Below are 26055 nucleotides of genomic sequence, written 5' to 3' on the forward strand. Positions count from 1 at the left end.
GGTGACGCCGACCGAGTCCGCTGCACTGATCGAGTCCGCAGCACACCGTGCCGCCGACGCGCGGGCTGCCGACGTCTCGCCCGCCGAGATCGCCGCCGTGCTCGATGCGACCGAAGCCGGTGAACGCCTCGATGCAGACGCCGCCTGGGCGCTGCTGCACGCCGAGGGCGCACAGTTCGACCGGCTGCTGCGGGCTGCGGCATCCGTCCGTGACGAGGGGCTGCGACAGGCCGGGCGCCCCGGGATCATCACCTATTCGCGCAAGGCGTTCGTGCCGCTGACCACGCTGTGCCGCGACCGCTGCCACTACTGCGTGTTCGTCGACACCCCCGGGCAGCTCGCCAAGCTGCACAAGCCGATGTACATGTCGCCCGACCAGGTGCTCACCGTCGTGCGCCGTGCGCAGGCGCTCGGCTGCAAAGAGGCGCTGCTCACCCTCGGCGACCGGCCCGAGGACCGGTGGCCGGCCGCCCGCGCCTGGCTCGACGAGCACGGCTACGCCTCGACGCTCGATTACGTCGCCGCCATGGCGCGGCTGATCACCGCCGAGACCGGCATGCTCGCGCACGCGAACCCCGGTGTCATGAGCCGGGCCGAGCTCGAGGCGATGCGCGCGGTCGCACCCTCGATGGGCATGATGCTCGAGACCACCTCGCGGCGGCTGTTCGACGAGCCCGGGCAGGTGCACCACGGCTCCCCCGACAAGGACCCCGCGATCCGGCTGCAGGTGATCGAGGATGCCGGGGCTGCCCGCATCCCGTTCACCACCGGCATCCTCGTCGGCATCGGCGAGAGGCTGCGCGACCGCGCCGAGTCGCTGGTCGCGATCCGCGACGCGCACGAACGCCACGGGCACGTGCAGGAGGTGATCGTGCAGAACTTCCGCGCGAAGCCCGGCACCGCGATGCGCGCGGCGCCCGACGCCGACCTGCGCGAGTACGTCGCCGCCGTCGCGGTCGCGCGGCTCGCGCTCGGCCCGCGCATGCGCATCCAGGTGCCGCCGAACCTCTCGGATGCCGCCGAACTGGGGCTGCTCGTGCGCGCCGGCATCGACGACTGGGGCGGGGTGTCGCCGCTGACCGCCGACCACGTCAACCCGGAGCGACCGTGGCCGCACATCGACGACCTCGCCGCCCGCACGGCGGCGCTCGGCTTCACGCTGCGCGAGCGGCTCACGGCCCACCCCGAGTACGTGCGGGATGCCGCGGCCTGGATCGATCCGGGTCTGCATGACGCCGTCGCGGCGCTGGCCGACCCCGAGACCGGGCTGGCACGAGAGGACCGCCCGACCGATCGCGGGCCGCGAACAGGCTCACGTGCCGCCGGCACCCCCGCCCCGGCGGGGTCGAGCCGTGTGGGCATGTCGACGGTACGCGCCTCGACGGTCACCCGTCTCGCCGAGGCCGCGGCATCCGACCCGACGGCCCTCGACGACGCCGACTGGGAGCTCGTGCTGCGCGCGACCGGCGCCGACCTCGACGCGCTCACCGGCGTCGCCGACGACGTGCGGCGCTACACGGTCGGCGAGGCCGTCGGCATCGTCGTCAACCGCAACCTCACCACGACCGGGTTCCGCACCCGGCCCGAGCCCGACCCGGCGACCTTCACGCTCGACGACGTCGCCGGGATCGCCGCCGACGCCGCCGACCTCGGCGCCACCGAGCTGTGCATCCAGGGCCGGCTGTCGCCGCAGGCCGATCCGGCCGCCTACCTCGACATCGCCCGCGCTGCCACAGGCGTCGTTCCCCGCCTGCACCTGCACGCATACCGCCCGCAGGACGTCTGGGACCTCGCCGACCGCGGCGGCCTCGGCCTCGAGCGCGCACTCGACGCCCTGCGCGACGCGGGAGTGCGGACCGTGCCCGGCACCGGGGTCAAGGTGCTCAGCGAGCGGGTGCGGGGCCTCGTCGCACCCGGCGATCTCAAGATCGACCGGTGGATCGAGGGCATCACCGCCGCGCACCGCGCCGGGCTCCGCTCGACGAGCGTGCTGTTCTACGGCCACGTCGAGACCGCCGCCGAACGCATCGCCCACCTGCGCCGGCTGCGCGCGATCCAGGAGGTCACCGGCGGCTTCACCGAGTTCGTGCCGATCCCGCTGCCCGCGCCCGCCGGCGGCGTGCCGCTCGTGCCCGGCCGGGCCGCGATCGACGAGCACCGGGCGATGGTGGCCGTCGCCCGGCTGCTGCTCGGCGAGCGCATCCCGCACATCCAGATCCCGTGGACCCGCGTCGGCCGCGACGCCGCGAAGACGCTGCTGCAGTGCGGCGGCGACGATCTCGGCGGCACTCTGCTCGACGGCCGCGTGCGCCCGCAGGCGGGTGTCGAGTGCGGCCTCGAGCTGCCGGTGACGGATGCCGCGGCCCTCGCCGCGCACCTGTTCCGGCCGTTCCGCGTGCGCACCACCGACTACGCATCGGTGGCGGACCGATGACCCGCGCCGAGGTGGTCGTGGTGGGCGGGGGCTTCGCCGGGCTCGCCGCGGTCATGGCGCTGCGCGCGCAAGGCATCGACGACGTGATCGTGCTCGAGCGCGCGGCATCGATCGGCGGCACCTGGCGCGACAACACGTATCCGGGCGTCGCGTGCGATGTGCCCAGTCACCTGTACGGCTTCGCGGACCACCCGTGGCCGCACTGGTCGGGGGTGTTCGCGCGCGGCGATGAGATCCGCGCCTACCTTGAGCGGACCGCCGCCACCGAGCGCATCACCCCGTGGCTGTGCACGCCGATGCTCGACGCGAGGTGGGATGCCGCGGCCGACCGCTGGCGGGTGCGCACCGGCGGCGCCCGACCGGGCGAGATCGACGCCGCCGCGCTGGTGCTCGCGTGCGGGCGGCTCACCGAGCCGCGCATCCCCGACATCCCGGGCCTGGAGTCCTTCCCAGGGCCGATGTTCCACACCGCCCGCTGGGACCACGGCGTCGACCTCGACGGCGCCCGCGTCGCCGTCGTGGGCACCGGCGCCTCGGCGGTGCAGCTGGTGCCCCGGCTGGCCCGGCGCAGCGAGGTGACGCTGTTCCAGCGCACCCCGGCGTGGATCGTGCCCCGCGACGACCGGCCGTACTCCCCCGACGAACAGGACCGGTTCGCCGCCGATCCGGCGCTGCTCGAGCGACTGCGCGACGAACTGTACGCCGAGGGCGAGGCCCGGTACGCGTCCCGGTCGGGCGACGCGGATGCCGCGGCCGCCGCCCGCGCGGCGGCGCTGGCGCACCTGCACGCGCAGGTGCCCGACCCGCGACTGCGCGCCGAGCTCACGCCCGACTACGCGTTCGGGTGCAAGCGGGTGCTGCTGTCGGACGAATTCTATCCGGCGCTGGCGTCCGGACGGGTGCGGCTGGAGGCATCCGCCCTCGCCACCGTCGAGGGCCGTACGCTCGTCGCCGCGAGCGGCGCCCGGCACGAAGCTGATGTGCTGGTGCTGGCGACCGGGTTCCACTCGACCCGGCAGCCGTACGCCGAGCTGGTGCGGGGCGAGACGCAGACCCTCGCCGCGCACTGGTCGGCGGGGATGACCTCGTTCGCCTCGACCGTGGTCGCCGGGTTCCCGAACCTGTTCGTGCTCGACGGGCCGAACGCGTCGCTCGGGCACAACTCCTCCGTGCTGATGATGGAGGCGCAGGCCGGGTACGTCGCCCGCACCCTCGCCGGCCGCGCCGGGGTGCTGCGCGTCGACCCGCGCGCCGAGGCCGCGTACACCGCCGAGATCGACGAGGCTGCGGCATCCACGCCATGGGTCGCGGGCGGATGCCGCAACTGGTACGTCGACGAGCGGTCGGGCCGGCTCACGCTGCTGTGGCCCGGCACCGTCGACGCGTTCCGCGACCGGCTGGCCAAAGCCTGCGGCGACGAGTTCCTGCCCGTGACCCTGGAGAGGGGAAAACGATGAGGCTCCGGTTCGGATACAAGGCCTCGAGCGAGCAGTTCGGCCCGGCCGACCTGCTGCGCTTCGGCGTGCTGGCCGAGCAGATGGGGTTCGACTCGGTCTTTCTGTCCGACCACTTCCAACCGTGGATGCACGAGGGCGGTCACGCGCCCGCGGCGCTGCCGTGGCTCGGCGCGCTCGGCGCCCGCACGCAGCGGGTGCTCATCGGCACCTCGGTGCTGACCCCGACGTTCCGGTACCACCCGGCGGTGATCGCGCAGGCGTTCGCGACGCTCGGGGTGCTGTACCCCGAGCGGGTGATCCTCGGGGTCGGCACCGGCGAGGCGCTCAACGAGGTGACGCTGGGCCTTGACTGGCCCGACCCGCCCGAGCGGTTCCAGCGGCTGAAAGAGGCGATCACGCTGATCCGTGAGCTGTGGCGCGGCGAGCGGGTGAGCTTCGACGGCCGGTTCTGGCAGGTGACGGATGCCACGGTCTACGACCGTCCGCACCACGAGGTGCCGATCTACATCGGCGCCTCGGGTCCGGCGGCGACGCGGCTGGCGGGGCGGATCGCCGACGGTTACATCACCACGAGCGGCAAGGACCGGGCGCTGTACACCGACACGCTGCTGCCCGCGCTCGAGGAGGGGCTCGCCAAGGCGGGACGGTCGGCAGACGAGGTCGACACCCTCATGGAGGTGAAGGTCTCGTACCATCCCGACCGGGAGGTCGCGCTGGGCAAGACGCGGTTCTGGGCGCCGCTCGCGCTGTCGCCCGAGGAGAAGCGCGACGTGCACGACCCGATCGAGATGCAGCGGCGCGCCGCCGAGCTGCCGATCGAGCGGGTGGCGCAGCGGTTCATCGTCTCGACCGACCCCGACGAGCACGTCGAGCGGATCGGCGAGTACATCGAGCTCGGGTTCCGGCACCTGGTGTTCCACGACCCGGGCGCCGATCAGGAGGAGTTCCTGCGCATGTACGGTGCCGAGATCCTGCCCCGGCTGCGGGCGCGGTACGGGTCGTGACGGCGGCGCGGCGTGCCGAACTCCGGAGTGTTGACGTGAACACGGCCTCCCGGAGGGCGTGTGGACGATGACATGCCGCCGTTCGGCACGGCCTGGACCGACGGCGTCCCGGACTGGACCGTCGTCGTCCCGGTCAAGCCGAGCGCGCGCGGCAAGTCGCGGCTCGCCACGGGCGTCGACCGGGCGGCGCTGGCCCGCGCGATCGCGCTCGACACCATCGCCGCGGCGGCCGCGGTGTGCGCGGTCATCGTGGTGACCGACGACGCCGAGGTGGCCGCGGCCGCACGGCAACTCGGCGCGACCGTCGTCGGCGAGGGCGGCGGCCGGGGCGAGGGCGGTGGCCGCGGCGAGGGCGAGGGCGGGGGCGGGGGCCTGAACGCGGCGGTGGCGCGCGGGGTGGCCGCGGCCGGCGACGGCCACCGAGCGGCGCTGCTGGGCGACCTGCCCGCGCTGCGCCCGGCGCAGCTGACGAGTGCGCTCGAGGCCGCGGCATCCGTCGACCGGGCGGTGGTGCCGGATGCCGAGGGCACCGGTTCGACGCTGGTCACCACCCGCGCGGGGGTGCCGTGGGCGTCGGCGTTCGGCGAGGGGTCGCTGGCGCGGCACGTCGCGCTCGGGTGCGCGGTGCTGCCGGTTCCGGATGCCTCGACGCTGCGCCGCGACGTCGACACCGTCGATCAGCTTGCCGCCGCCGCCCGGCTGGGCCTCGGCCCCCGCACGGCCGCGCTCTGGCCGGGCGCCGGTCGCTGAGCGTGTCTCAGAAGATGCGTGTTCAGGCCGCGGCATCCCGCACCTTCTGAGACATGCCCGCGACGCGTGTCTCAGAAAACGCCGGCTCAGGCCGCGGCCCCGCATCTTCTGAGACATGCCGCGGCCGTGCGTTCGACTCGGGCCCGCGGCCCTCGCCCTGCGCCCCAGAATCCGCTACGCCTCGAGCGCGGCGTCGACGATCGCGGCGGAGGCCGCGGCATCCGTCATCCACAGCGGCGACACGACCGGCCGCACGCCGAGCGCCGCGACCTCGGGCGCGAGCGCCGCGTCCTCCTCGGCCATCACCCACGCGTCGAGCAGCCCGCCCGCGGCACGCGCGCCATAATGCCCGGCCACCGCGGCGGCCGTGGTCGGCACGCCGATCGCCGCCAGGCACACGTCGGCCATGCCGCGCACGACCGCGCCGCCGATGATGCCCGACACCCCGACCACCCGCGCCGGAGTCGCCCGCAGCGCGTCGCGCACGCCCGGCACCGCGAGGATCGGCCCGATCGAGACGACCGGGTTCGAGGGCGCGAGAAGCACCACATCCGCCTCGGCGATCGCCTCGCGCACGCCGGGCGCGGGCACGGCCGCCTCGATGCCCGGGTTCTCGAACGCCCGCGGCGCCGGCGCGGCCCGATGCCGCGTCCACCATTCCTGGAAGTGCATCCGACCGGCATCCGTCACCACATGCGTGTCGACCTCGCTGTCGGTCATCGGCAGCAGCCGCACCCCGATCGGCCAGCGCCGCGACAGCCGCGCGACGACCTCGGTGACCGAGGCGCCCTCGCGCAGCCATCCGGTGCGCGCCAGGTGGGTGCCCAGATCGAGGTCGCCGAGCGTGAACCACGGCCATCCCGCGCCCCACGCCTGCAGCTCGTCGTTCACCCGCTCGGTGTCACCGGCCCGCCCCCAGCCGCGGGCGGTGTCGTTCACCCCGGCCAGCGCGTACAGGATCGAGTCGACGTCGGGCTGCAGCCGCACGCCCGACAGCCACAGGTCGTCGCCGGTGTTCACGACGACCGTGGCGGGCGGTGCGCCGCGTCGGGCCAACGCTTCGCGCACGCCGAGCGTGAACTTCGCCCCGCCCACGCCGCCGGCCAGCACGACGACACGAAGGGATGCCACGGCCCGCGCCCCGATCAGAAGTGGAACTCGTCGGACGCGTGCGGCAGCGGCAGCCGCGACACCGCCTCGATGAGCGCGTCGACGGTCTGCCGCGGGGCGACCACGTCGACGTCGAGCCCGGCCTTGCGGGCGTCCTTCGCGGTGCGCGGGCCGATCGCGGCGATGACGGTCTCGTCGGGGATCTCGGGGAACTGCTCGCGCACCTGCTGCGCCACCGATCCGCTGGTCACCAGGATGGCGTTGATCCGCCCGTTCGCCACGTCGCGGGCGATGCGCTCGGTGACCGGCACCCCCACCGTGCGGTAGGCGACGACCGACCGCACGTCGTGGCCGGCGGCGATCAGCCGCTTGGTGAGCACGGGCTTGGCGATCTCGCTGCGCAGGGTGAGGATGCGACGCGGCTCGGACTCCAGTGCGATCATCTCGTCGGCCATGCCGGCGGCGGAGTTGTCCTTCTCGGGCACCAGGTCGACGCGGTAGCCGACGGCCTGCAGTGCGGCGGCGGTCGTCTCACCGACGGCGGCGACCTTGGTGGTGGCCGGGATCACCGCCCGGTAGGCGAACAGCACGTCCACGGTGGTGGCACTGGTGAGCGTGAGCCAGTCGAAGGCGCCCGCTGCCAGATCGCTCAGCGCCTGCTCGAGGGTGGTGAGGTCTTCGGTGGGGGCGAAGTTGATCAGCGGCGCGACCACCGGGACGGCTCCCTGTGCCCGCAGGGTGGCCGCCACGCCGTCGCCCCAGGGGCCGCCGCGGGGCACGAGGACGCGCCACCCGGCGAGGGGCTTGGTGGAGATGCCACCGGTGTGGGGTAGTGCTGAGTTCATCATGTGGTGTTCGGGGTCGGCTCACGGATTTCGACGCCGGCCGCCCCACGTTCGAGCAACCGACGGGCGACATGGGCCCCGGCGCACTGTGGTGCGCGTTCGGGTCCGCGCCGTCGGCAGCACTCGCACCATTGCCACTGCCTAGCCTCTGAGCATACCCCGCATCCGCCGATGCTGCGTCCGCAGCCGCCGGCGGCCGGTGGGATCAGCGCGTGTAGAGCTTGACCAGGCCCCACACGCTCGCGCCGACGGCGATCGCGACGCCGGCGACGGCCACCACCGCCATCGCCGGGTTCTTGCGTGCGAACACCCGGGCGTCGGCGACCCCGCGGCCGGTGGCCCGGGCGACACGCTTGGGCACGTTGGCCTTCTCTTCGATGGCGGCCAGCGCCGCCTTCAGCTCGGCCCGCGCCTTCTCGACCGGGTCGTCGATCCCCAGCGGAACCGCGGTGCGGGGCAGCGGCACGACGGACTCAGAACTCATCGGCGACATCCTTCACGATCTTCACGTCTCGGGCGATGGCCGCGCCCGGATTCTCGCGCCTGGTGAGCCGACGGAAGCGCAAGAACCCCAGCAGCGCGAAGAACGCCGCGATCAGCAGTCCGATGCCGAACACCACCAGCGCCGACAGCCACACCGGCCACCACGACGACAGCCCGGCGATGAAGAACGTCAGCAGCACCGGCACCGACCAGAACAGGAAGAACAGGGCGACGACCATCCAGCCGGCGCCGAATCCGGCATCCTTCGCCGTCTTGGCCACCCAGGCTTTGGCGGCGTCGATCTCGGCGACGATGAGGTTGCGGATCAGTTCGGGCAGCTCGCCCAGCAAGGTGAGGAACCCGTCGTCGGCACGGTCGCGGAATCCGCGTGGCGTGGTCATGTCAGCTCCCGTCGCGGTCGGAGATCGCGTCGGCGACCTCGTCCGCGGTCTTCTCGGCGGCATCGGCGATCTTGTCGGCGGAGTCCTTGCCGGCGCGCAGTGCCGCATCCAGCTTCTGTCCCGGGGTGCCGCGATCACCGGCCGCCCGGGTGACCTTCACGGCGGTGTCCCACAGCGCGTTCGGCAGCGCCATGACGGCGGAGGTGGCGAACCCCTTCGCCTTGTCGACCTGCTTGCGCACGGGCGGGAGGTTCCAGACCTTCGCGGCCTGCTCCTTGATCTGCTCGTACCGTTCCCGGCCCGCACGCGTGCCCAACACGTAGCCCGCGGCCAGTCCGATCACGAGTCCGACTTTGCCCCTCATCGGGTCTCCTCACCGTTGTCGTCCTCCACCAGGGTAACGCTGTATGCCGTTTCCGGCATCCACCGTCCGACGCGGGCGTGCGCTGCGGCTCAGGATGCGGCATCCGCCCCGAACAGCGCCCGCCGGCGCAGCCGATCGGCGGTCGCGGCCGCGTCGGGAACGACCTGCGCGAGCCCGCTGCCGCTCAGCCAGGCGCCGGTGGCGGCCAGGCGCGGCATGGCCTCGACGGCGTTGCGCACCCGGGTGGCGGCGGCCTCGTGCCCGGTGAGCGCGCGCGCCGGGGCGAGGGTGAACCGGGCGCGATCGGCGGCGACCGGCGCCGGCAGTTCCACTCCCAGCAGCACGGATGCCTCGGCTCGGGCGAGCTCTGCGGCCGCAGCGTCGTCGAGGGCGGCCGTGGCCGGCACGGTGTCGGGGCCGCCGAACGCGACCCGCACCGCGTGGCGACCGGCGCCACCCCACTTCGCGGTCAGATGCACGACGCTCGCGGCCGCGCGCGAGCCCGGCAGGGCGATCGCCTCGGCGCCGCGGGGATGCGCGTCGAGCGCGGGCGCGTCCACGACGAGGGTGACGGTCTCGACGGGCACGGACGCCACCGGCCGCACCCCGAGCGCGGGCACCACCGGGGCCAGCAACTCGCGCGCGGCGCGTTCGTCGGTGGCGACGACGACCGCGTCGAAACGCTCCACGACCGCATCGTCGGCGGTGTCGAACTCCTCGCCGGTGGTGTGCACGATCCAGCCGGTGTCGGTGCCGTCCGCCTCGAGCGCGGTGACCGGGGTGCCGCAGCGCACGTCGGCGCCGAGCGCGCGCAGGCGTGCGTCGAGCGCGGTGACCAGGCGCGACATGCCGCCGACAAGACCGCGCAGCGGGGCGGGGGGCTTTTCGGCCCGCAGCTGGGCGACGGCGCCCGACAGCGACCCGGCGCGGGTGAGGGCGGCGTTCAGCCCCGGCGCGGCGACATCGACGTCGATGCGGTCGGGGCGGGCCCCGTACACCGCGGTGGTGAGCGGGGCAACCAGCCGGTCGAGCACCGCGACACCCATGCGGCTGCGCACGAGCGCGGCCAGGTTTCGTTCGTGACCGATGGTCAGCGGCGGCCGCAGCCGGTCGAGGTAGGCCCGCCAGGTGCCGCCGGTGCCGAGCAGCCGCCGGCAGTCGTCCGAGAACATGTTCTCGGGGATGCCCAGCACCGCCTCGCCCGGCAGAGGAGCGGCGGGCACGCCGGGCCGACGTGCCCGGGTCGCAGCATCCGTCGCCTGCCCGACGCCGACCACCCAGCGGGTCTGCTCGCCGGGTTCGACCAGCGCCTCGGCAAGACCCAGCTCGTCGACGAGGCCGGCCGCGGCCGGCTGCAGCCCGATGCAGTCGACACCGGTGTCGACGACCAGGCCGCCCAGTTCCACCGTGCGGACGGTGCCGCCGAGCCGATCGGCCGCCTCGAACACGGTGACCGCAAGGCCCACCTTCGCGCACTCGTGCGCGGCGACCAGACCGGCGACGCCGCCGCCGACCACGGCGACGCGCACCCGCCCGGCCTGTGCCGCGAGCTCGTCGAGGGGCACCGGTTCACTCACCCGTCCATCCTCGCATCCGGATCACTGCAGCGCCGAGGTGAGCCGTGCCAGGTTGTCGAGCACGGTGGAGCGCAGTGGCTGCTTCAGCCATTCGTCCAGCGTGAGCTCGCGCGACAGCTGCCGGTACTTCTCTTCGACCAGGCGCATCTCGCGCACGAACTCCTCGCCGCGCACGAGCATCGAGATCTCGAGGTTGAGACCGAACGAGCGCATGTCCATGTTGCTCGAGCCGATGATGGCGACCTCGTCGTCGATGGTCATCGACTTGGAGTGCAGGATGAACGGCTTGCGGTACATCCAGATCTTGACACCGGCCCGCAGCAGCGCCTCATAGTAGCTGCGCTGGGCGTGGTAGACCATGGCCTGGTCGCCCTCTTCGGACACGAACAGCTCGACCTGCAGGCCACGGTGGCAGGCGGTGGTGATGGCCAGCAGCATCGCCTCGTCGGGCACGAAGTAGGGGCTCACGATGATGAGCTTGTGCTGCGCGTAGTAGAGCAGCCCGAGGAACAGCCGCAGGTTGTTCTCGAACCGGAAGCCGGGACCACTGGGCACGATCTGGCAGTCCAGGTCGCCGTCCGAGGGGGTGATCTCGAACAGCTCCACCTCGTGTTCGAGGGTCTCGCCGGTCTCGCTGTACCAGTCCGACAGGAAGACGGCGTTCACGGATGCCACGACCGGGCCTTCGAGGCGCACCATGAGGTCGACCCAGTGCAGCCCCCGTCTGATGTTCTTGGGCAGGTTGTAGGTGGAGTCGGTGACGTTCTGCGACCCCATGAAGGCGACGTCGCCGTCGACGACCAGCAGCTTGCGGTGGTTGCGCAGGTCGGGCCGCTGGTATCGGCCGCGCAGCGGCTGCACCGGCAGCATCAGGTGCCAGTGCGCGCCCATCGCATCCAGGCGTTTGAGCGTGCGGCGGTAGTACGGCTTGCCGCGGTTGGCCCAGTGGTCCAGCAGCACCCGCACCACCACACCCCGCGCGACGGCCTCTTCGAGGGCCCGGAAGAAGTCGTCGGTGGTGGCGTCGGACTGCAGGATGTAGAACTCGACGTGCACGTACCGGCGCGCGGCGCGGATCGCGCGGGCCATGGCGGCCAGGCTTGCGTCATAGTCCGAGATGAGGTGCGCCTCGTTGTCGCCGGCCAGCGGCAGGGCGCCCAGGGTGCGGTTCATCGTCACCATCGAGGTGAACCATTCCGGGGCGTTCGGGCGCAGGGTGCCGAAGTCGAGGTGCTCGCTGGTCTCGCGGATGTAGTCGTTGATGGCGTCCTGCTTGCGGCGGCGCTTGCGCGGCAGCCGCGGCGTGCCGATGAGCAGGAACAGCAGCACGCCGACGACGGGGATGAAATAGATCGCCAGCAGCCACGCCATCGCCGCGGTGGGCCGCCGGTTGCGCGGCACGATGATGATCGCGGCGATGCGGATCGCCACGTCGAAGACCAGGATGACGATCGGCCACCACGTCACCACGAACGACATCGGTCCCCTTTTTCTCCGGAGTCTGGCTCCAGCGTAGTGGGGGCAGGCGCCACGGGCGGATCGGTGTTCGCCGACCGCCTTCGCGGCTCAGCTTTCGAAGCTCAGCCTGCGCGGCTCAGCCTTCGCGGCTCAGCTTTCGCGGGGCGCGCCCGTCGAGTGGATGGGTGCGGGCGGGTGCGGGCGGCAGGCCGCGCTTGGCGCGCTCCTGCGCCTCGACCTTCGCGTACGCGCGGCGCTCGTTGCGGTCCAGGTGCACGACCGAACGCAGGATGTAGATGAACAGCCCCAGCACCACCACGGTCGGGATGATCGACCAGAAGGCGGCGACCCAGAAGTTGTCCATGCCTCCATGGTACCGGCGCGCCGGACGCGTCCGGTCGGCCGGCCCGGAGGCATCCCGCTGCTACTTGACCAGCGGAAACAGGATCGTCTCGCGGATGCCGAGGCCGGTGATCGCCATCAGCAGCCGGTCGATGCCCATGCCCATGCCGCCCATCGGGGGCATGCCGTGCTCCATCGCGCGCAGGAACTCCTCGTCGATGCGCATGGCCTCGAGGTCGCCGCCGGCGGCGAGCCGGGCCTGCGCCTCGAACCGCTGCCGCTGGATGACCGGGTCGATCAGCTCGGAGTAGCCGGTCGCGAGCTCGAAGCCGCGCACGTACAGGTCCCACTTCTCGACGACGCCGGCGACGCGGCGGTGGTCGCGCACCAGCGGGCTGGTGTCGACGGGAAAGTCCATCACGAACGTGGGGCGGGTCAGCGACCCCTTGACGAAGTGCTCCCACAGCTCCTCGACCCACTTGCCGTGGGTGGGGTGCGGCGGGGCGTCCACGCCGGCGCGCTCGGCGAGGGCGACGAGGTCGGCGAGCGGGGTCTGCGGGGTGATGTCGACGCCGGATGCCTCGGACAGCGAGCCGTACATCGAGATGCGGTCCCACTGCCCGCCCAGGTCGTACACGGTGCCGTCGGCCCAGGTCACGGTCGTGGAACCGGTCACGGCGGTCGCGGCGTTCTGCACGAGCTCCTGGGTGAGGTCGGCGATGCCGTTGTAGTCGGTGTACGCCTGGTAGGCCTCGAGCATCGCGAACTCGGGGCTGTGCGTGGAGTCGGCGCCCTCGTTGCGGAAGTTGCGGTTGATCTCGAACACCCGGTCGATGCCGCCGACGACCGCGCGCTTGAGGTACAGCTCGGGGGCGATGCGCAGGTACAGCTCGGTGTCGAACGCGTTCGAGTGGGTGATGAACGGGCGCGCGCTGGCGCCGCCGTGCTGGATCTGCAGCATCGGCGTCTCGACCTCGACGAACTCGTGCGCGGCGAAGGTGTCGCGCAGGCTCTGGTTGACCTTCGCCCGGGCGCGCACGGTCTGGCGCGCCTGGTCACGCACGATGAGGTCGAGGAACCGCGAACGCACCCGGCTCTCTTCGCTCAGTTCGGTGTACAGGTTCGGCAGCGGCAGCAGGGCCTTGGAGGCGATGGCCCAGTCGTCGACCATGATCGACAGCTCACCGCGGCGGCTGGAGATCACCTCGCCGTGCACGTAGACGTGATCGCCGAGGTCGACGAGCTCCTTCCACCGGGCCAGCGACACCTCACCGACCGAGGCGAGCGAGACCATGGCCTGGATGCGGCTGCCGTCACCGGACTGCAGCGACGCGAAGCACAGTTTGCCGGTGTTGCGGCTGAACACCACCCGTCCGGCGACGGCGACGGTGACGCCGGTCTCGTCGCCGGCCTGAAGGTCGCCGAACCGCTCCCGCAGTGCGGGAATGGTGTCGGTCACCGGGACGGTGACGGGGTACGCGCCGCCTGCGGCATCCGCCCGCTCGGCGATCAGCCGCTCACGCTTGGCCAGGCGCACGGCCTTCTGCTCGATGACGTCCTCTTCGTACGTCGCGGCGGCAGAGGTGGGTTCGGCGGTGTCGGTCACGGGGCTCCTCGGAAAGTCGGCGTCCAGTCTATCGGCGGGGTCTTCCCGGCCCGTCGGGCCCCGGGTGTCATCGCTGTCGCGCGGTCGGTTGCAGGAGAATCCGGCCACAGCAGGAGATTTGCGCGCGAGAACTCCTTCCCTGGGCGGAATCTCCTGCGCTCGGCCGGGTGGCGCGGGCAGCGGATGGTCAGAGCCGGCGGGGCGGATGATCGGGTCAGAGCCGGCGGGGCGGATGATCGGGTCAGAGCATGATGATCGGGTCAGAGCCGGGGGGCGGATGATGGGGTCAGAGCATGAGGTCCGTGCCGGGCTCGGCGAGGGCCCGGTCGACGCTGGAGTGCACGATCGTGGACAGGAACGCGCGGGGGTTGTCCACCCCCGCCGACGCGAGCAGGTCGGCGGCCTGCCGCACGATCGCGTGCGAGAACTCGGTGGCCGTGGCGATGGCCTCGGCGTATGCGGGGCGGTCGGCATCCGCCACCACCACCGGCTCGCAGCCGATCTCGACGGCGAGGGCCTGCGCGATCGGCAGCACCGCGGGCGGGGCGGTGACCGCGGCGAACGCATCGGTGAGCTGGCGCAGGTCCATCGAGGTGCCGGTGAACGTGATGGCCGGGTGCACCGCGAGCGGGATGGCGCCGGCGGCCGCGGCCGGGGCGAGCACGTCGAGGCCGTGACCGGGGTCGGTGTGCAGCACCAGCTGGCCGACCTGCCACGCGCCCAGTTCTGCCAGGCCCGACACCACCGGCGCCAGTGCGGCGTGCGGTACCGCCAGCACGACCAGCTCGGCGCGGCGCACCACCTCGTCGGCGTCGAGGAACGGCACCCCCGGCAACATCGATTCGACGCGGTCGTCGTCGGAGCCGTGCGTGATGCCGACCACGGCGTGCCCCGCGCCGCCGAGGGCCGCCCCGATCACCGGGCCCACCCGGCCGGCGCCGATGATCCCGACGCCCAACCGGCCGTCACGGTTCACGACGCACCCCCGTCCGGTCCGGCCTCCGCCGGCGGTGCGGCCACCGGCATCCCCTCCCCGGCCCAACGGTGGGTGCGGTCGGCGGCACCGGCGGCGATCGCGGCGGCCTCGGCCTGGGTGAACAGCGCGACGGCGGCATCCCGGTCGACGGCGCGTAGCCGACCCGACACCCGTCCGGTGATGGTGTGCGCGTGCACGGTCGCCACGCGCAGTGCGCGCGAGAGCGGCCCCTGCGTCAGCCCCATGCTCTGCAGCCGGGCCAGCGGAAAGATCCCGAGGGTGCGCCAGACCACCCCGCGGCGCAGGAACAGCGCCGGAGCCGACAGCTGAAAACCATTGCGCCGCCACGACAGCGGATGCAGGGGCCACGCCCGCTTCGGTGTGTTGGTGTACGGGTCGCCGGCGACCGGCCCCAGGATGCCGTGTTCGAACACGAGCGGCCACTGCCCGTCGGGCATGGCCGGCAGCAGCAGACGCAGCACCCGTTCCACATCGGCGCGGTCACCGACCGGCAGCACCTCGGCGAACTGGTCGGATTCACCCGACGACGCGCTGCGTCCGCTCATGCGGTTCACGCGCACCGCCCACCAGCCCGCCGGCCGCCACAGCAGCGGCTGGCTGACCTCGACGGCGTGGATACGGCCCGGCGGCAGGATCTCGGTCACCGTCGTGAACAGCCCGTAGGTGATGCGCACCCCGTCCGGGGTGGGCGCGATCGCATAGCGCAGCGATTTGGTGACCGAGCGCACCAGCACGGCACCGAACCCAAGGAACATCGGCACGATCGTGAACAGGATCCACGGCGTGCCCACGATCGACCCCCACACCGCCACGACGACCAGCACCAGCAGCACGAGGGTGCCGCCGCCCAGCACCCGTGCGAGCATCAGCCGTGCCACCGGGATCGCGACGACCGACTCCGGTTCGGCCACCGGGTCCTCGGCGCCGAGCACGAGATCGGTCATCGCCTCGGTGACCACGGATGCCGCGGCGGCGACCCGCGATCCGGGGGTGGCCGTGGCATCCCGTGCCTGCGCTTCGGCGAGCCGGCGCCCCGACGCCAACCGCAGGATGTCGGCGCGCACGGCTTCGGCGTTGGAGGTGGACAGGTACTCGAGCTTGACGTTCGCGTCGGCGCCGGCGCCGACCACCTCGAGCTTGGCCATGCCGCACAGCCGCGCCAGCATCGGCCGCGTGAGGTTGACGCCCTGCACCCGGTCCAGCGGCGCACGGCGGTGGCTGCGGAACAGCACGCCCTGCCGCACCTCGACGTCGTCGCCGGTGATGCGGAAGGTGTGGAACCGCCACGCCAGGTAGAACAGGCCGATGAGCACGAGCACGACACCGAGCACGGCCACCAGGGCGAGCAGCACCAGGTTGTGCGACACGATGAAATCGACCGGGTCGCCGCTGTCCTGCTCGAAGTCGGGCACATCCGGCACGGCCGTGCGCAGGAAGAAGTCGATGATCCGCTCGCGCAGGTTCGAGATCACGATGCCCGCGACCACCACCAGCACCAGCCCGCCCCGGAACAGCGGGGTCAACGGGTGCATGCGGTGCCATTCGCCGTCCGACAGCGGTGAGCGGGCGGCGCCGGGTGCACGACCCGGCGGCGCGGCACCTGCGCCGGGGACGGTCATAGGCCGGTCCTGCGGGTCTCGGCCACGGCGATGAGCGTGTCGCGCAACTGCTCGGCCGCCTGCTGGGTCAGCCCCGGGATGACCACCCCGGTGGCGGCGGCCGCGGTCACGAGCTTGAGCTGGGCGATGCCGAAGGCCCGGTCGAGCGGCCCGTGCGTGATGTCGACCAGCTGCATGCGCCCGTACGGCACCGCCACCATGCGCTGCCACAGGATGCCGCGGCGGAACACCAGGTCGTCGGCGCGCAGCCGGTAGCCGAACGAGCGGGCCTGGCGCGGGGTGATGATCGCCGCCCACGCGAACCCGAGCGCGAGCACGCCGCCGGGGATCCACGGCCACGGCGTCTGCGCGACGGACGAGAGCACCCAGGCGGCGACCAGCACGATCACCAGCAGCGCGGTGACCGAGATGAGCCGCACCCACACATACGCGCGGGCCAGCTGGTGCCAGGTGCCGTCGTCCAGGGGCAGACGGCTTTCGCTGCGCGGCTGCGGGATGCCACGGAATGTGGCCTCGTCGAGGGCGGGACCGGGAACGGGCTCATTCGCCGGCGTGGGATCCGCCGGCAAGCGGCGGCCGGTCGGGCTCGTCGCCCCCGGCTGCTCCCCCGGGATGTTCGTCATCGTCGTCCTTCCGGATCGTGCACAGGTGCTCGGCGATCAGCCCCGCGGCCACGAGGAGCGCGGCACACACCACGGTCGCGATCTGCGCGCTCAACGAGCCTATCGACGGCTCGGCGGGGCGGCTGAACAGGAACAGGATCAGCCCGATCCCGACCCCGCCGAACACCGCACCGAGCAGGCTCGACGCCTTGGCGAGCATGGCGATACGCACCGCGCGGAACGGGTTCACCGCCGCGTGCGACCGGCCCTGGGTGGCACGGCGGATGGGGATCGCCAGCGCGACCACGAGCACTCCCAGCACCACGAGCATGATCGGCAGCGACACCATGGGCGTGAACGTCGCCCGCCCGGCGGCGGTGAGCAGCTGGTCGAGCAGGTACCCGGCGCCGCCGCCGAGCACCGCGGCGACCACGAGCGAGACCGGATGCGTGCGTGTCATGCGCCCGCCCGCAGCCGGTCACGAAGCTCGCGTACCGGGCCTTGTCCGGTCAGCACGGCGTCGGCGTCGAGCGTGAGCCAGGGGTCCAGGACGAAGTCGCGTTCGGCGGCGCGCGGATGCGGCAGCATGAGCTCCGGGTCGGCACTGGTGACCCCGCCGTACGCGATGAGGTCGAGGTCGAGGGTGCGATCTCCCCAGCGCTCGGCGCGCACCCGGCCGTGCCGGGCCTCGATCTCGTGCAGCGCGGCCAGCAGCACCGACGGCGCGAGCCGGGTGTGCACGATCGCCACGGTGTTCAGATAGCGCGGGGCGGTGGCATCCGGCCCCGAAAGCCGCACGGCGACGGACTCGACCGGCTCGGCGGCACGTACCCCGCCGGTCAGCGGCAGGGCGGCGATGTCGGCCAGCGCGGCATCGAGCGTCGCGGCCCTCTCGCCGAGGTTCGCGCCCAGCGCCACCACGGCCGCCGTCCCGTCGGGGCGGAATCCCTGGGCGAGTCGGCGATTCACACGCCCTCCCGGGTGCGGTGGATGGTGACGGTGACGTCATCGAACGGCACGGTGATGGGCGCGTCGGGTTTGTGCACGGTCACGGTGACCGCCTGCACCCCGGCGAAGGCCAGGACCGCGTGCGCGATACGCGCCGCGAGCGTCTCGATCAGATCGACCGGCTCGCCGGTGACGATCGCGGTGACCGCCTCGGCGACGTCGCCGTAGTGCACGGTGTCGGCGACGTCGTCCGAGGCGGCCGCCGGGCGCAGGTCGGCCTGCAGCGTCAGGTCCACCACGAAGATCTGACCCTCGCGGCGTTCATGCGGATAGACACCGTGGTACCCGAAGGCGCGCAGCCCGTGCAGTGAGATCTCGTCGTGCGTTCCCATCAGCTCCTCCACGCCTCGGCGACCCGCAGGGCGTCGCGGGTGACGGCGACGTCGTGCACGCGCACCGCCCACACGCCCGCCTGCGCCGCCAGCACACTGGTGACCGCGGTGGCCAGGTCGCGGCGCTGCTCGGTGGCCGGTCCGCCGCCGCCGGATTCGAGCAGGTCGGCGAGGAACCGTTTGCGGCTGGTGCCCACCAGCACCCGCGGGCCGACACCGACCAGGGCCGGAAGCCCGCGCAGCATCTGCCAGTTCTGCGCCCCGCGCTTGGCGAAGCCGATGCCGGGATCGAGGATGATGCGGGCCGGGGGGATGCCGGCGGCCGCCGCCTCTTCCATCCGCTGCACCAGCTCGGTGACCACGTCACGGGTCACGTCGGCATACTGCGCGTGCGCGTACATGTCGTCGGAGTGGCCGCGCCAGTGGCTGATCACCAGGTCGACCTCGCACTCGGCCGCCACCCGCAGCATGTCCGGATCGGCCAGCCCGCCGGCGACGTCGTTGATGATGCGGGCGCCGACCTCGACCGCGGCCGCGGCGGTCGAGGCGTGCATGGTGTCGACGCTGACCTGCGCGCCGGCGGCGGCGAGCTCTCTGATCACCGGCAGCACGCGCTCGCGTTCGAGTGCGGGGTCGACCCGTTCGGCCCCGGGCCGGGTGGATTCGCCGCCGATGTCGAGGATGTCGGCGCCGTCGGCGCGCAGCCGCAGGCCGTGCGCGATGGCGTCGTCGACGTTCAGGTAGCGTCCGCCGTCGCTGAATGAGTCCGGGGTGACGTTCACCGCCCCCATGATCAGGGTCATGCGCCCTCCCGTCCCATCAGGGCGACAAGTTCCGCCCGTGCCGCCGGTTCGGCCAGGGCGCCGCGCGCCGCGATCGTCACGGTCGAGGCATCCGGCTGCGTACCGCCGCGCATCGTGACGCACTCGTGCACGGCGTCGAGCACCACCAGCACGCCGCGGCAGTCCAGTGCCGCCGCGATGGTGTCGGCGATCTGCTCGCCCAGCCGCTCCTGCACCTGCGGACGGGTGGCGAGGATGTCGACGACCTTCGGCAGGGCACCCAGCCCCACCACCTGTTCGCCGGGCAGATAGGCGATGTGCGCGTGGCCGGCGAACGGCAGCAGGTGGTGCTCGCAGACGGAGCGGAACCGGATGCCGCGCAGCATGACTGCGCCCGACGGCGTCGTGTCGGGGGCGGGGCCGTGCGAGACCGAGATGGTGCGTTGCAGCGGCACCGCGGCATCCTGCCCCACACCGGCGAAGAACTCGGTGTAGGCGTCGGCGACGCGCTGCGGGGTCTGGCGGAGCCCGGGTCGGTCCGGGTCCTCGCCGATCGCGACGAGCAGTTCTCGCACCAGCGCGCTCACCCGGTCACGGTCCACGGCCACAGGCCCGAGCCTACGCCGTCGCGGGACGCGCCTGCCCGCTGGGCCGGCGCCGGGGCGCCTTCTGCGCGCCGGAGGCCGACTCGACCGACGCGGCGATGCCACCGGCATCCGGGCGCCGCGGGATCTCGACCGGCGGCAGCGCCGACACCGGACGGTCTTCACTGGAGAGCCACTGCGGCCGCTCGGGCAGCTTGGTCACGTCGGTGAAGATCTCGGCGATCTCGATGTGGTCGAGGGTCTCTTTCTCGAGCAGGGCCAGCGCGAGCTTGTCGAGGATCTCGCGGTTCGCGTTCAGCACCTGGTAGGCCTCGTTGTGCGCCTGCTCGAGCAGGTCGCGCACCTGCTGGTCGACGGTCTGCGCCATCGTCTCAGAGAAGTCGCGGCCGTGGCCCATGTCGCGGCCGAGGAACATCTCGCCCGACGACCCGCCGAGCTTGACCGGACCGACCGCGGCGGTCATGCCGTACTCGGTGACCATCTTGCGGGCGATGCTCGTGGCCTTCTCGATGTCGTTCGACGCGCCCGTGGTGGGGTCGTGGAACACGATCTCTTCGGCGACCCGGCCGCCCATCGCCCAGGCCAGCTGGTCCTGCAGCTCGTTGCGGGTGACCGAGTACTTGTCGTCCAGCGGCATCACCATGGTGTAGCCGAGGGCCTTGCCGCGCGGCAGAATCGTGATCTTGGTGACCGGGTCGGAGTGGTTCATCGCCGCCGCGGTCAGGGCGTGACCGCCCTCGTGGTACGCGGTGATGAGCTTCTCCTTGTCCTTCATCACGCGGGTGCGCCGCTGCGGGCCGGCGATGACGCGGTCGATGGCCTCGTCGAGGGCGCGGTTGTCGATCAACTGCGCGTTCGAGCGCGCGGTCAGCAGGGCGGCCTCGTTGAGCACGTTGGCCAGGTCGGCCCCGGTGAAGCCCGGCGTCTTGCGGGCGACGACTTCGAGGTCGACGCTGTCGGCCAGCGGCTTGCCGCGGCCGTGCACCTGCAGGATCTTCAGGCGCCCCTGCAGGTCGGGAGCGTCCACGCCGATCTGGCGGTCGAAACGGCCGGGGCGCAGCAGCGCCGGGTCGAGGATGTCGGGGCGGTTCGTCGCGGCGATGACGATGACGTTCGCCTTGGGGTCGAACCCGTCCATCTCGACGAGCATCTGGTTCAGGGTCTGCTCGCGCTCGTCATGCCCGCCGCCCAGGCCCGCGCCGCGGTGGCGGCCGACGGCGTCGATCTCGTCGATGAAGATGATCGCCGGGGCGTTCTCTTTGGCCTGGTTGAACAGGTCGCGCACCCGGCTGGCGCCGACGCCGACGAACATCTCGACGAAGTCCGAGCCCGAGATCGAGTAGAACGGCACGCCCGCCTCGCCGGCGACGGCGCGGGCGAGCAGGGTCTTGCCGGTGCCGGGAGGGCCGTACAGCAGCACGCCCTTCGGGATGCGGGCGCCGACCGCCTGGAACTTGGTGGGCTCCTTGAGGAAGTCCTTGATCTCTTCGAGCTCTTCGATGGCCTCGTCGGCGCCGGCGACGTCGGCGAAGGTGACCTGCGGCATCTCCTTGGTCACGAGTTTCGCGCGCGACTTGCCGAACTGCATGACCTTGCTGCCGCCGCCCTGGGCCGAGGCCAGCAGGATCCAGAACAGCACACCCAGCAGCAGCATGGGCAGCATCAGCGACAAGAAGCCGTCGAACCAGCTGGGCTTGGGCACCGCGTCGTTGAAGCCGTCCTTCGGGTCGGCCGTGTTGATGGCCGTCACGACCTCGTCGGCGCGCGCGGCGACGTAGTAGAACTGCACCTCGGTGGCGTCCTCATACGGCTTGGACAGCGTCATGTCCACGCGCTGGTCGCCGTCGGTGTTGAGCACCTTGGTGACGGTGCCGCCCTTGAGCAGGTCCAGTCCTTCTTGGGTGGTGATCTGCTTGGCCCCACCGAGGCTGGAGATCAGCGAGAATCCCACGATCAGCAGGATCCCGATCAGCAGCACGTACAGCAGCGGGTTGCGGGTGATCTTCTTGACATCCATGGTGGGGCTGGCCCCCGGGCCCTTTCGTCGCGGTCCGCACGCGCGCGGACTGTCGTCTAGGGTATCGCGCGGCCACTATGCGTCGTCTGTGCATTCGCCCACGGCGTACTGGGCGCGCAGGCCCGTGACCGACTCAGGAGTAGACGTGTGGGGCGAGCACGGCGACGTCGCGCACGTTGCGGTAATTCTCGGCGTAGTCCAGGCCATAGCCGATCACGAACTCGTTGGGGATGTCGAAGCCGACGTACTTGCAGTCGACCTGCACCTTCGCGGCCTCGGGCTTGCGCAGCAGTGCGAACACCTCGACCGACGCGGCGCCGCGGGAGGCGAAGTTCTCGAGCAGCCAGCTGAGGGTCAGGCCCGAGTCGATGATGTCCTCGACGATCAGCACGTGCTTGTCGTGGATGTCGGTGTCGAGGTCTTTGCGGATCTGCACCACGCCGCTGGAGCGGGTGCCGCTGCCGTACGACGACACCGCCATCCAGTCCATCGGCACCACGTACGGCAGCGCGCGGGCGAAGTCGGCCATCACCATGACCGCGCCCTTGAGCACGCCGACCAGCAGCAGGTCCTTGCCTGCGTAGTCGGCCGCGACCTGCGCGGCGATCTCTTCCAGCTTGGCCTGGATCTGCTCCTCGGTGACGAGGACGTCGGTGATCTGATCGGAGATGTCCGCCGCGCGCATGCGAGAAGTCTACGGGCGCGCGGCGGTGAACACGATGCGGGCCCCGACGCGGCGGGCGGTGCAGCCGGGCAGGTCGATCGGTCCCTGTCCCGTCCACTCGGTGACCAGCCGGGCCACCTCGAGGGTCTGGGCTCTGCTGAGACTCTGCCCGAACTCGCCGGCCACCACGTGCCGGATGATCCGGTGCCGCAGTGCGGCGGGGTTGGCGGCGAGGGCGGCGACCGAGACGGCGATGCCGGCTTCGGCGTGCTCCACGATGTCTTCGATGGTCTCGTCGACCATCGCGGCGAAGGCCGTGGCATCCTCTCGCAGCTGCTCGGCGGTGCGGGCCAGGGCCCCGGCGATGCCGGGGCCGAGTTCGGCCTCGAGCACCGGCAGCACGCGCGTGCGCACCCGCACGCGAGCGTAGGCCGGGTCGGTGTTGTGCGGGTCGTCCCACACCTCAAGGCCCTGCGCGGCGCAGGCGGCGCGGGTGGTCTCGCGGGGCAGGTCCAGCAGCGGGCGCAGCAGCGGGATGCCGTCGAGGTCGGCGACCGGTGCCATGCCCTGCAGGCTCGCCGCCCCCGAACCGCGGGCCAGGCCCAGCAGCACGGTCTCGGCCTGGTCGTCGCGGGTGTGGCCGACGAGCACGGCCGCCGCGTCGGCCCCGCGGGCGATGCGGCTCAGGGCCGCGTAGCGGGCGATGCGGGCGGATGCCTCGGGCCCGCCGTCGCCGGCGACCTGCACGCGTTCGACCCGGGCGTCGAAGCCCAGGCGTTCGGCCTGGCGGGCGGCGGCTTCGGCGACCTCGTCCGAGCCGGGCTGCAGGCCGTGGTCGATCGTGGCGCTGATGAGGGTCATGCCCCGCTTGGGTGCCTCGAACGCGGTGGCGGCGGCCAGGGCGAGCGAGTCGGCGCCGCCCGACAGGGCCACCACGACCGCACCGGGCCGCACGTCGGCGAGGGCGTCGCGCACCGCGCGGCGGGTGTGCGCGACGGCGGGATCCAGACTCGGGCGGTGCTCCACGAGCCCACCGTACCGCCGCTTGTGCGCGCGTGAGCGGGCGGACCCGCATGCAGAGCGGGCCGTCGACAGGCTGAACCGGCCCGGAGGTGGCCTGCGGGCCGGACCCGGTGGCGTTTCCGCATGTCGACGGTACGCGCCCGGTCGATGAGCCGGCGAGTCGGCGCGCGCCGACACCGTCGTTCCGTCACGCCGGCTCGGGGGCGGCCGATCGCGGCACGCGACTAGGCTGGTGCGCGGAAATCCCCGTCACCGAAGGAGCACAGCATGGGCGCGTACGACGCCGTCATCGAGATCCCGCGCGGCAGCCGCGTGAAGTACGAGGTCGACCATGAGACCGGCCACGTCCACCTCGACCGCATCCTCTACACGGTGTTCGGCTACCCGGCCGACTACGGCTTCTTCGACAAGACGCTCGGCGAAGACGGCGACCCGCTCGACGTGCTGCTGCTGCTGGACACGACGCTGTTCCCGGGCGTGCACGTGACGGTGCGGCCGGTCGCGGTGTTGAAGATGAGCGACGAGGCCGGGGGCGACGACAAGGTGGTCGCTGTGCTCGCGAAGGACCCGCGCTGGGCGCACATCCAGGATGTGGACGACATCCCCGAGCACACGAAGAAGGAGATCTCGCACTTCTTCGAGCACTACAAGGACCTCGAAGAGGGCAAGTGGGTCAAGGTCGATGCGTGGGCGGATGCCGCCGAGGCCGAGCGCCTGGTGGGCGCGGCCTACGCCCGCTTCGAGACGCACTGAGCTCTCACACACGAAGGGGGGATGCCGCGGCATCCCCCCTTTCACGTGTCTCGTGGCGATCAGACCGAGATGCCGCGGGCGCGCATGAACGGCACCGGGTTGACGGTGCGGCCGTTCACATAGACCTCGAAGTGCAGGTGGCAGCCGAAGGAGTTGCCGGTGTTGCCCTCGCTGGCGATGACCTGGCCGACGCTGACCCGCTGGCCGTAGCGCACGAAGATGCCGCCGTTGCGGATGTGGCCGTACCCGGTGGCGATGCCGCCGCCGTGGTCGATGCGGATGTAGTTGCCGTAGCCGCCGTTGTAACCGGCGTACACGACGGTGCCGGAATGGGCGGCGTAGATGTTGCTGCCGCAGGATGCCGCGAGGTCGACGCCTTCGTGGAACCCGCTCGAGCAGTAGCGGTCACCGCACCAGACCGTGCGCGGGCCGTAGCCCGAGCTCTGCCAGCCGCTGTTGGGGCGGCACCAGCCCGAGCCGACCACCGACCCGCCGCCGCCCGAGCTCGCCGGGGAACCACCGCCTCCTCCGCCTGAGCCGCCGTTGTTCTGTGCGGCCTTCTTGGCGGCTTCGGCGGCCTTCTTGGCCTGTTCGGCGAGCTTGCGCTTGCGCTCTTGTTCGGCCTTGCGCCGTGCCTCGACACCGGCCTGGTAGCCGGCGACGGTCTTGGCGGTCTTGTCGTGCAGGGCGGCCAGCTGGGCTTCGAGTACGTCGAGGTGCGCGTTCTGGTTCTCGACGGCGGCCTGGGCGGCGTCGGCCGCCTGCTGTGCGGCGACCATCTTCTGCTCGGCGATCTGCTGCAGCCGGTCGCGCTCCTGGCGCTGCTTCTTCGCGGTGTCGCTGAGGTTCTGCGCCGAGTCACGGGCCGAGACCGCCTGCGCGTACACCGAACGGTTGGCCTCGAGCAGCTTGTCCATCGTGCCCAGGCGGGCGAGCAGGTCGTCGGCGTTGGCTGCGGAGCCGGCCAGGAACAGCTGCAGCGAGGTGTCGTCGCCGCCGTTGCGATACAGCTGGGCGGCGACGCGGCCGGCTTTGTCCGCGGCATCCTTCGCCTTGGCGGCCTGCGCGTCGGCCTGCGCCTGCAGGTCGTCGGCGCGCCGGGCGGCGTCGAGGAAGGCCTGCTGGGCGTCGAAGTATTCGGCGCCGCGCTGCTCGGCCACCTGCTGCGCTTGGCTGGCCGCGTTCTTCAGGCTCTGGATGAGGCCTTCGATCTTGCGGATCTCGACCTGCTTGGCAGACTCGTTGGCCTTGGCCTTCTGCACGTCGGGCCAGGACGGGTAGTCGGCGGCGTAGGCGGCGGGCAGCGTGGGTGCCGCGGCGACACCGGCGGCGGCGACGCCGAGGATGCCGAGGGCCAGGGCACCGCGACGGGTGACCGCGTTCGGCCAGAGGGCGCGACGCTCACGCTCGGTGGGTGCGCAGTCGCACGTTTCGGGGTCGATTGATCGCTCGTCGATCATCCGGCCTCCTTTCCCCGCCGTCGGGCTGTCGGGGTGATCGAGGACACAACTGCAGTCCACAGTAACAACATCAGTCACAGATGCAACAGGTTTGTGCCGGGCGACCCGGCCCGGTGCGTGGCATCCCGCCCCATCATGCGCCCCCACGGGCGCGCGGCGGCGGCACCGGCCGCGCGGGTCGCGGAATCGCCCGCGGCCCGATTCGCGATTCCGGCCGGAATCTCTTATGCTTGAGCGTCGGCACGTGAGCACCGCGCCCGCGAGGGTCAGGAGTTCATCCGGCCCCATCGTTTAGCGGCCTAGGACGCCGCCCTTTCACGGCGGTAGCACGGGTTCGAATCCCGTTGGGGTCACGCTTCCGA

At 72.2% G+C, this 26055-nt stretch carries 26 protein-coding genes and 1 tRNA gene; 6 read left to right on the forward strand and 21 right to left on the reverse strand.

The annotated features are described in order from the left end of the window. Nucleotide 1 precedes the first annotated feature (1 nt). From cofG to cofC, 4 genes are read left to right on the forward strand one after another with little or no spacing between them, the layout of a single operon-like run. Nucleotides 2–2434, forward strand: coding sequence for a 7,8-didemethyl-8-hydroxy-5-deazariboflavin synthase CofG (gene cofG / locus H577_RS0104395; protein WP_245570325.1), 2433 nt, complete (start codon nucleotides 2–4; stop codon nucleotides 2432–2434). After that, nucleotides 2431–3891, forward strand: coding sequence for a flavin-containing monooxygenase (locus tag H577_RS15085; RefSeq protein ID WP_036283687.1), 1461 nt, complete (start codon nucleotides 2431–2433; stop codon nucleotides 3889–3891). The genes cofG and H577_RS15085 overlap by 4 nt, the downstream gene beginning before the upstream one ends. After that, a complete protein-coding gene (fgd, locus tag H577_RS0104405) occupies nucleotides 3888–4895 on the forward strand; it encodes a glucose-6-phosphate dehydrogenase (coenzyme-F420) (protein WP_029144931.1) in 1008 nt (335 codons plus the stop codon). Before H577_RS15085 ends, fgd begins: the two co-directional genes overlap by 4 nt. 60 nt (nucleotides 4896–4955) lie before the next feature. Then, nucleotides 4956–5645, forward strand: coding sequence for a 2-phospho-L-lactate guanylyltransferase (gene cofC, locus H577_RS0104410; protein ID WP_245570326.1), 690 nt, complete (start codon nucleotides 4956–4958; stop codon nucleotides 5643–5645). A 174-nt stretch (nucleotides 5646–5819) separates the two neighbouring features. Here cofC and cofD read toward each other — a convergent pair whose 3' ends face one another. From cofD to tilS, 20 genes are all read right to left on the reverse strand, one after another. Beyond that, the gene (cofD, locus tag H577_RS0104415) at nucleotides 5820–6776 is read right to left on the reverse strand and encodes a 2-phospho-L-lactate transferase (protein WP_029144933.1); all 957 of its coding nucleotides are present in this window, start codon (nucleotides 6774–6776) and stop codon (nucleotides 5820–5822) included. A gap of 14 nt (nucleotides 6777–6790) precedes the next feature. Further along, a complete protein-coding gene (locus H577_RS0104420; protein ID WP_051191739.1) occupies nucleotides 6791–7603 on the reverse strand; it encodes a uroporphyrinogen-III synthase in 813 nt (270 codons plus the stop codon). A 202-nt stretch (nucleotides 7604–7805) separates the two neighbouring features. Further along, nucleotides 7806–8084 (reverse strand): hypothetical protein, encoded by a 279-nt coding sequence (locus H577_RS0104425; RefSeq protein ID WP_029144935.1) that lies wholly within the window; start codon nucleotides 8082–8084, stop codon nucleotides 7806–7808. Continuing rightward, complete coding sequence (locus H577_RS0104430) at nucleotides 8074–8484, reverse strand: phage holin family protein (RefSeq protein ID WP_029144936.1); 411 nt, start codon at nucleotides 8482–8484, stop codon at nucleotides 8074–8076. The genes H577_RS0104425 and H577_RS0104430 overlap by 11 nt, the downstream gene beginning before the upstream one ends. Nucleotide 8485: 1 nt before the next feature. Further along, on the reverse strand, nucleotides 8486–8848 hold the full coding sequence (locus H577_RS0104435; protein WP_029144937.1) for a hypothetical protein: 363 nt from the start codon (nucleotides 8846–8848) through the stop codon (nucleotides 8486–8488). Between the two features lie 89 nt (nucleotides 8849–8937). After that, nucleotides 8938–10425 carry a protoporphyrinogen/coproporphyrinogen oxidase gene (locus H577_RS0104440; RefSeq protein WP_029144938.1) on the reverse strand — a complete coding sequence of 496 codons (1488 nt, stop codon included), beginning with the start codon at nucleotides 10423–10425 and terminating at the stop codon, nucleotides 8938–8940. A gap of 21 nt (nucleotides 10426–10446) precedes the next feature. Beyond that, nucleotides 10447–11904 (reverse strand): cardiolipin synthase, encoded by a 1458-nt coding sequence (gene cls / locus H577_RS0104445; protein ID WP_029144939.1) that lies wholly within the window; start codon nucleotides 11902–11904, stop codon nucleotides 10447–10449. A 115-nt stretch (nucleotides 11905–12019) separates the two neighbouring features. Continuing rightward, nucleotides 12020–12247 (reverse strand): hypothetical protein, encoded by a 228-nt coding sequence (locus tag H577_RS15090; RefSeq protein ID WP_036283689.1) that lies wholly within the window; start codon nucleotides 12245–12247, stop codon nucleotides 12020–12022. 60 nt (nucleotides 12248–12307) lie between these two features. Next, nucleotides 12308–13831 carry a lysine--tRNA ligase gene (gene lysS / locus H577_RS0104455; RefSeq protein ID WP_029144940.1) on the reverse strand — a complete coding sequence of 508 codons (1524 nt, stop codon included), beginning with the start codon at nucleotides 13829–13831 and terminating at the stop codon, nucleotides 12308–12310. 286 nt (nucleotides 13832–14117) lie between these two features. Then, on the reverse strand, nucleotides 14118–14807 hold the full coding sequence (locus tag H577_RS0104460; RefSeq protein ID WP_029144941.1) for a Rossmann-like and DUF2520 domain-containing protein: 690 nt from the start codon (nucleotides 14805–14807) through the stop codon (nucleotides 14118–14120). Beyond that, nucleotides 14804–16447: a PH domain-containing protein gene (locus H577_RS15095; RefSeq protein WP_084515812.1), complete on the reverse strand. Its 1644-nt coding sequence runs from the start codon at nucleotides 16445–16447 to the stop codon at nucleotides 14804–14806. Before H577_RS15095 ends, H577_RS0104460 begins: the two co-directional genes overlap by 4 nt. After that, a complete protein-coding gene (locus H577_RS0104470) occupies nucleotides 16444–17070 on the reverse strand; it encodes a PH domain-containing protein (RefSeq protein WP_084515814.1) in 627 nt (208 codons plus the stop codon). Before H577_RS0104470 ends, H577_RS15095 begins: the two co-directional genes overlap by 4 nt. Beyond that, entirely contained in the window at nucleotides 16988–17509 is a 522-nt protein-coding gene (locus H577_RS15100; RefSeq protein ID WP_051191742.1) for a DUF3180 domain-containing protein, read from the reverse strand. Before H577_RS15100 ends, H577_RS0104470 begins: the two co-directional genes overlap by 83 nt. Then, on the reverse strand, nucleotides 17506–18018 hold the full coding sequence (gene folK / locus H577_RS0104480) for a 2-amino-4-hydroxy-6-hydroxymethyldihydropteridine diphosphokinase (protein ID WP_029144943.1): 513 nt from the start codon (nucleotides 18016–18018) through the stop codon (nucleotides 17506–17508). Before folK ends, H577_RS15100 begins: the two co-directional genes overlap by 4 nt. Beyond that, nucleotides 18015–18389, reverse strand: a complete 375-nt coding sequence (folB, locus tag H577_RS0104485; RefSeq protein WP_029144944.1) for a dihydroneopterin aldolase — start codon at nucleotides 18387–18389, stop codon at nucleotides 18015–18017. The genes folK and folB overlap by 4 nt, the downstream gene beginning before the upstream one ends. Then, a complete protein-coding gene (folP, locus tag H577_RS0104490) occupies nucleotides 18389–19192 on the reverse strand; it encodes a dihydropteroate synthase (protein WP_029144945.1) in 804 nt (267 codons plus the stop codon). The genes folB and folP overlap by 1 nt, the downstream gene beginning before the upstream one ends. Beyond that, a complete protein-coding gene (folE, locus tag H577_RS0104495; RefSeq protein ID WP_029144946.1) occupies nucleotides 19189–19779 on the reverse strand; it encodes a GTP cyclohydrolase I in 591 nt (196 codons plus the stop codon). Before folE ends, folP begins: the two co-directional genes overlap by 4 nt. A gap of 10 nt (nucleotides 19780–19789) precedes the next feature. Further along, nucleotides 19790–21793 (reverse strand): ATP-dependent zinc metalloprotease FtsH, encoded by a 2004-nt coding sequence (gene ftsH / locus H577_RS0104500; protein WP_029144947.1) that lies wholly within the window; start codon nucleotides 21791–21793, stop codon nucleotides 19790–19792. Between the two features lie 133 nt (nucleotides 21794–21926). Then, nucleotides 21927–22478: a hypoxanthine phosphoribosyltransferase gene (gene hpt, locus H577_RS0104505; protein WP_029144948.1), complete on the reverse strand. Its 552-nt coding sequence runs from the start codon at nucleotides 22476–22478 to the stop codon at nucleotides 21927–21929. A gap of 9 nt (nucleotides 22479–22487) precedes the next feature. Beyond that, on the reverse strand, nucleotides 22488–23483 hold the full coding sequence (gene tilS / locus H577_RS0104510; RefSeq protein WP_029144949.1) for a tRNA lysidine(34) synthetase TilS: 996 nt from the start codon (nucleotides 23481–23483) through the stop codon (nucleotides 22488–22490). A 264-nt stretch (nucleotides 23484–23747) separates the two neighbouring features. Here tilS and H577_RS0104515 point away from each other — a divergent pair, with 264 nt between their 5' ends. After that, complete coding sequence (locus H577_RS0104515; RefSeq protein ID WP_029144950.1) at nucleotides 23748–24233, forward strand: inorganic diphosphatase; 486 nt, start codon at nucleotides 23748–23750, stop codon at nucleotides 24231–24233. Between the two features lie 59 nt (nucleotides 24234–24292). Here the strand turns inward: H577_RS0104515 and H577_RS0104520 are convergent, their stop codons facing one another. Further along, complete coding sequence (locus H577_RS0104520; RefSeq protein WP_029144951.1) at nucleotides 24293–25693, reverse strand: M23 family metallopeptidase; 1401 nt, start codon at nucleotides 25691–25693, stop codon at nucleotides 24293–24295. 280 nt (nucleotides 25694–25973) lie between these two features. Here H577_RS0104520 and H577_RS0104525 point away from each other — a divergent pair. Continuing rightward, nucleotides 25974–26046 (forward strand) — tRNA-Glu (locus tag H577_RS0104525). The last annotated feature ends 9 nt before the right edge of the window (nucleotides 26047–26055 follow it).

Origin of the sequence: Microbacterium luticocti DSM 19459, from assembly GCF_000422405.1 — a bacterium.
In the GTDB taxonomy this organism is placed as follows: domain Bacteria; phylum Actinomycetota; class Actinomycetes; order Actinomycetales; family Microbacteriaceae; genus Microbacterium; species Microbacterium luticocti.

Excerpts from the sequence above, each read along its gene's own strand:
- H577_RS0104515 (WP_029144950.1), top strand. The coding sequence starts at position 23,748 with ATGGGCGCGTACGACGCCGTCATCGAGATCCCGCGCGGCAGCCGCGTG.
- H577_RS0104435 (WP_029144937.1), bottom strand. The coding sequence starts at position 8,848 with ATGAGGGGCAAAGTCGGACTCGTGATCGGACTGGCCGCGGGCTACGTG.
- H577_RS0104425 (WP_029144935.1), bottom strand. The coding sequence starts at position 8,084 with ATGAGTTCTGAGTCCGTCGTGCCGCTGCCCCGCACCGCGGTTCCGCTG.
- folB (WP_029144944.1), bottom strand. The coding sequence starts at position 18,389 with ATGGGAACGCACGACGAGATCTCACTGCACGGGCTGCGCGCCTTCGGG.
- H577_RS15085 (WP_036283687.1), top strand. The coding sequence starts at position 2,431 with ATGACCCGCGCCGAGGTGGTCGTGGTGGGCGGGGGCTTCGCCGGGCTC.
- H577_RS15095 (WP_084515812.1), bottom strand. The coding sequence starts at position 16,447 with ATGACCGTCCCCGGCGCAGGTGCCGCGCCGCCGGGTCGTGCACCCGGC.
- H577_RS0104470 (WP_084515814.1), bottom strand. The coding sequence starts at position 17,070 with ATGACGAACATCCCGGGGGAGCAGCCGGGGGCGACGAGCCCGACCGGC.
- H577_RS15100 (WP_051191742.1), bottom strand. The coding sequence starts at position 17,509 with ATGACACGCACGCATCCGGTCTCGCTCGTGGTCGCCGCGGTGCTCGGC.
- hpt (WP_029144948.1), bottom strand. The coding sequence starts at position 22,478 with ATGCGCGCGGCGGACATCTCCGATCAGATCACCGACGTCCTCGTCACC.
- H577_RS0104430 (WP_029144936.1), bottom strand. The coding sequence starts at position 8,484 with ATGACCACGCCACGCGGATTCCGCGACCGTGCCGACGACGGGTTCCTC.
- folP (WP_029144945.1), bottom strand. The coding sequence starts at position 19,192 with ATGACCCTGATCATGGGGGCGGTGAACGTCACCCCGGACTCATTCAGC.
- cls (WP_029144939.1), bottom strand. The coding sequence starts at position 11,904 with ATGTCGTTCGTGGTGACGTGGTGGCCGATCGTCATCCTGGTCTTCGAC.
- H577_RS0104520 (WP_029144951.1), bottom strand. The coding sequence starts at position 25,693 with ATGATCGACGAGCGATCAATCGACCCCGAAACGTGCGACTGCGCACCC.
- ftsH (WP_029144947.1), bottom strand. The coding sequence starts at position 21,793 with ATGGATGTCAAGAAGATCACCCGCAACCCGCTGCTGTACGTGCTGCTG.
- fgd (WP_029144931.1), top strand. The coding sequence starts at position 3,888 with ATGAGGCTCCGGTTCGGATACAAGGCCTCGAGCGAGCAGTTCGGCCCG.
- H577_RS0104420 (WP_051191739.1), bottom strand. The coding sequence starts at position 7,603 with ATGATGAACTCAGCACTACCCCACACCGGTGGCATCTCCACCAAGCCC.
- H577_RS15090 (WP_036283689.1), bottom strand. The coding sequence starts at position 12,247 with ATGGACAACTTCTGGGTCGCCGCCTTCTGGTCGATCATCCCGACCGTG.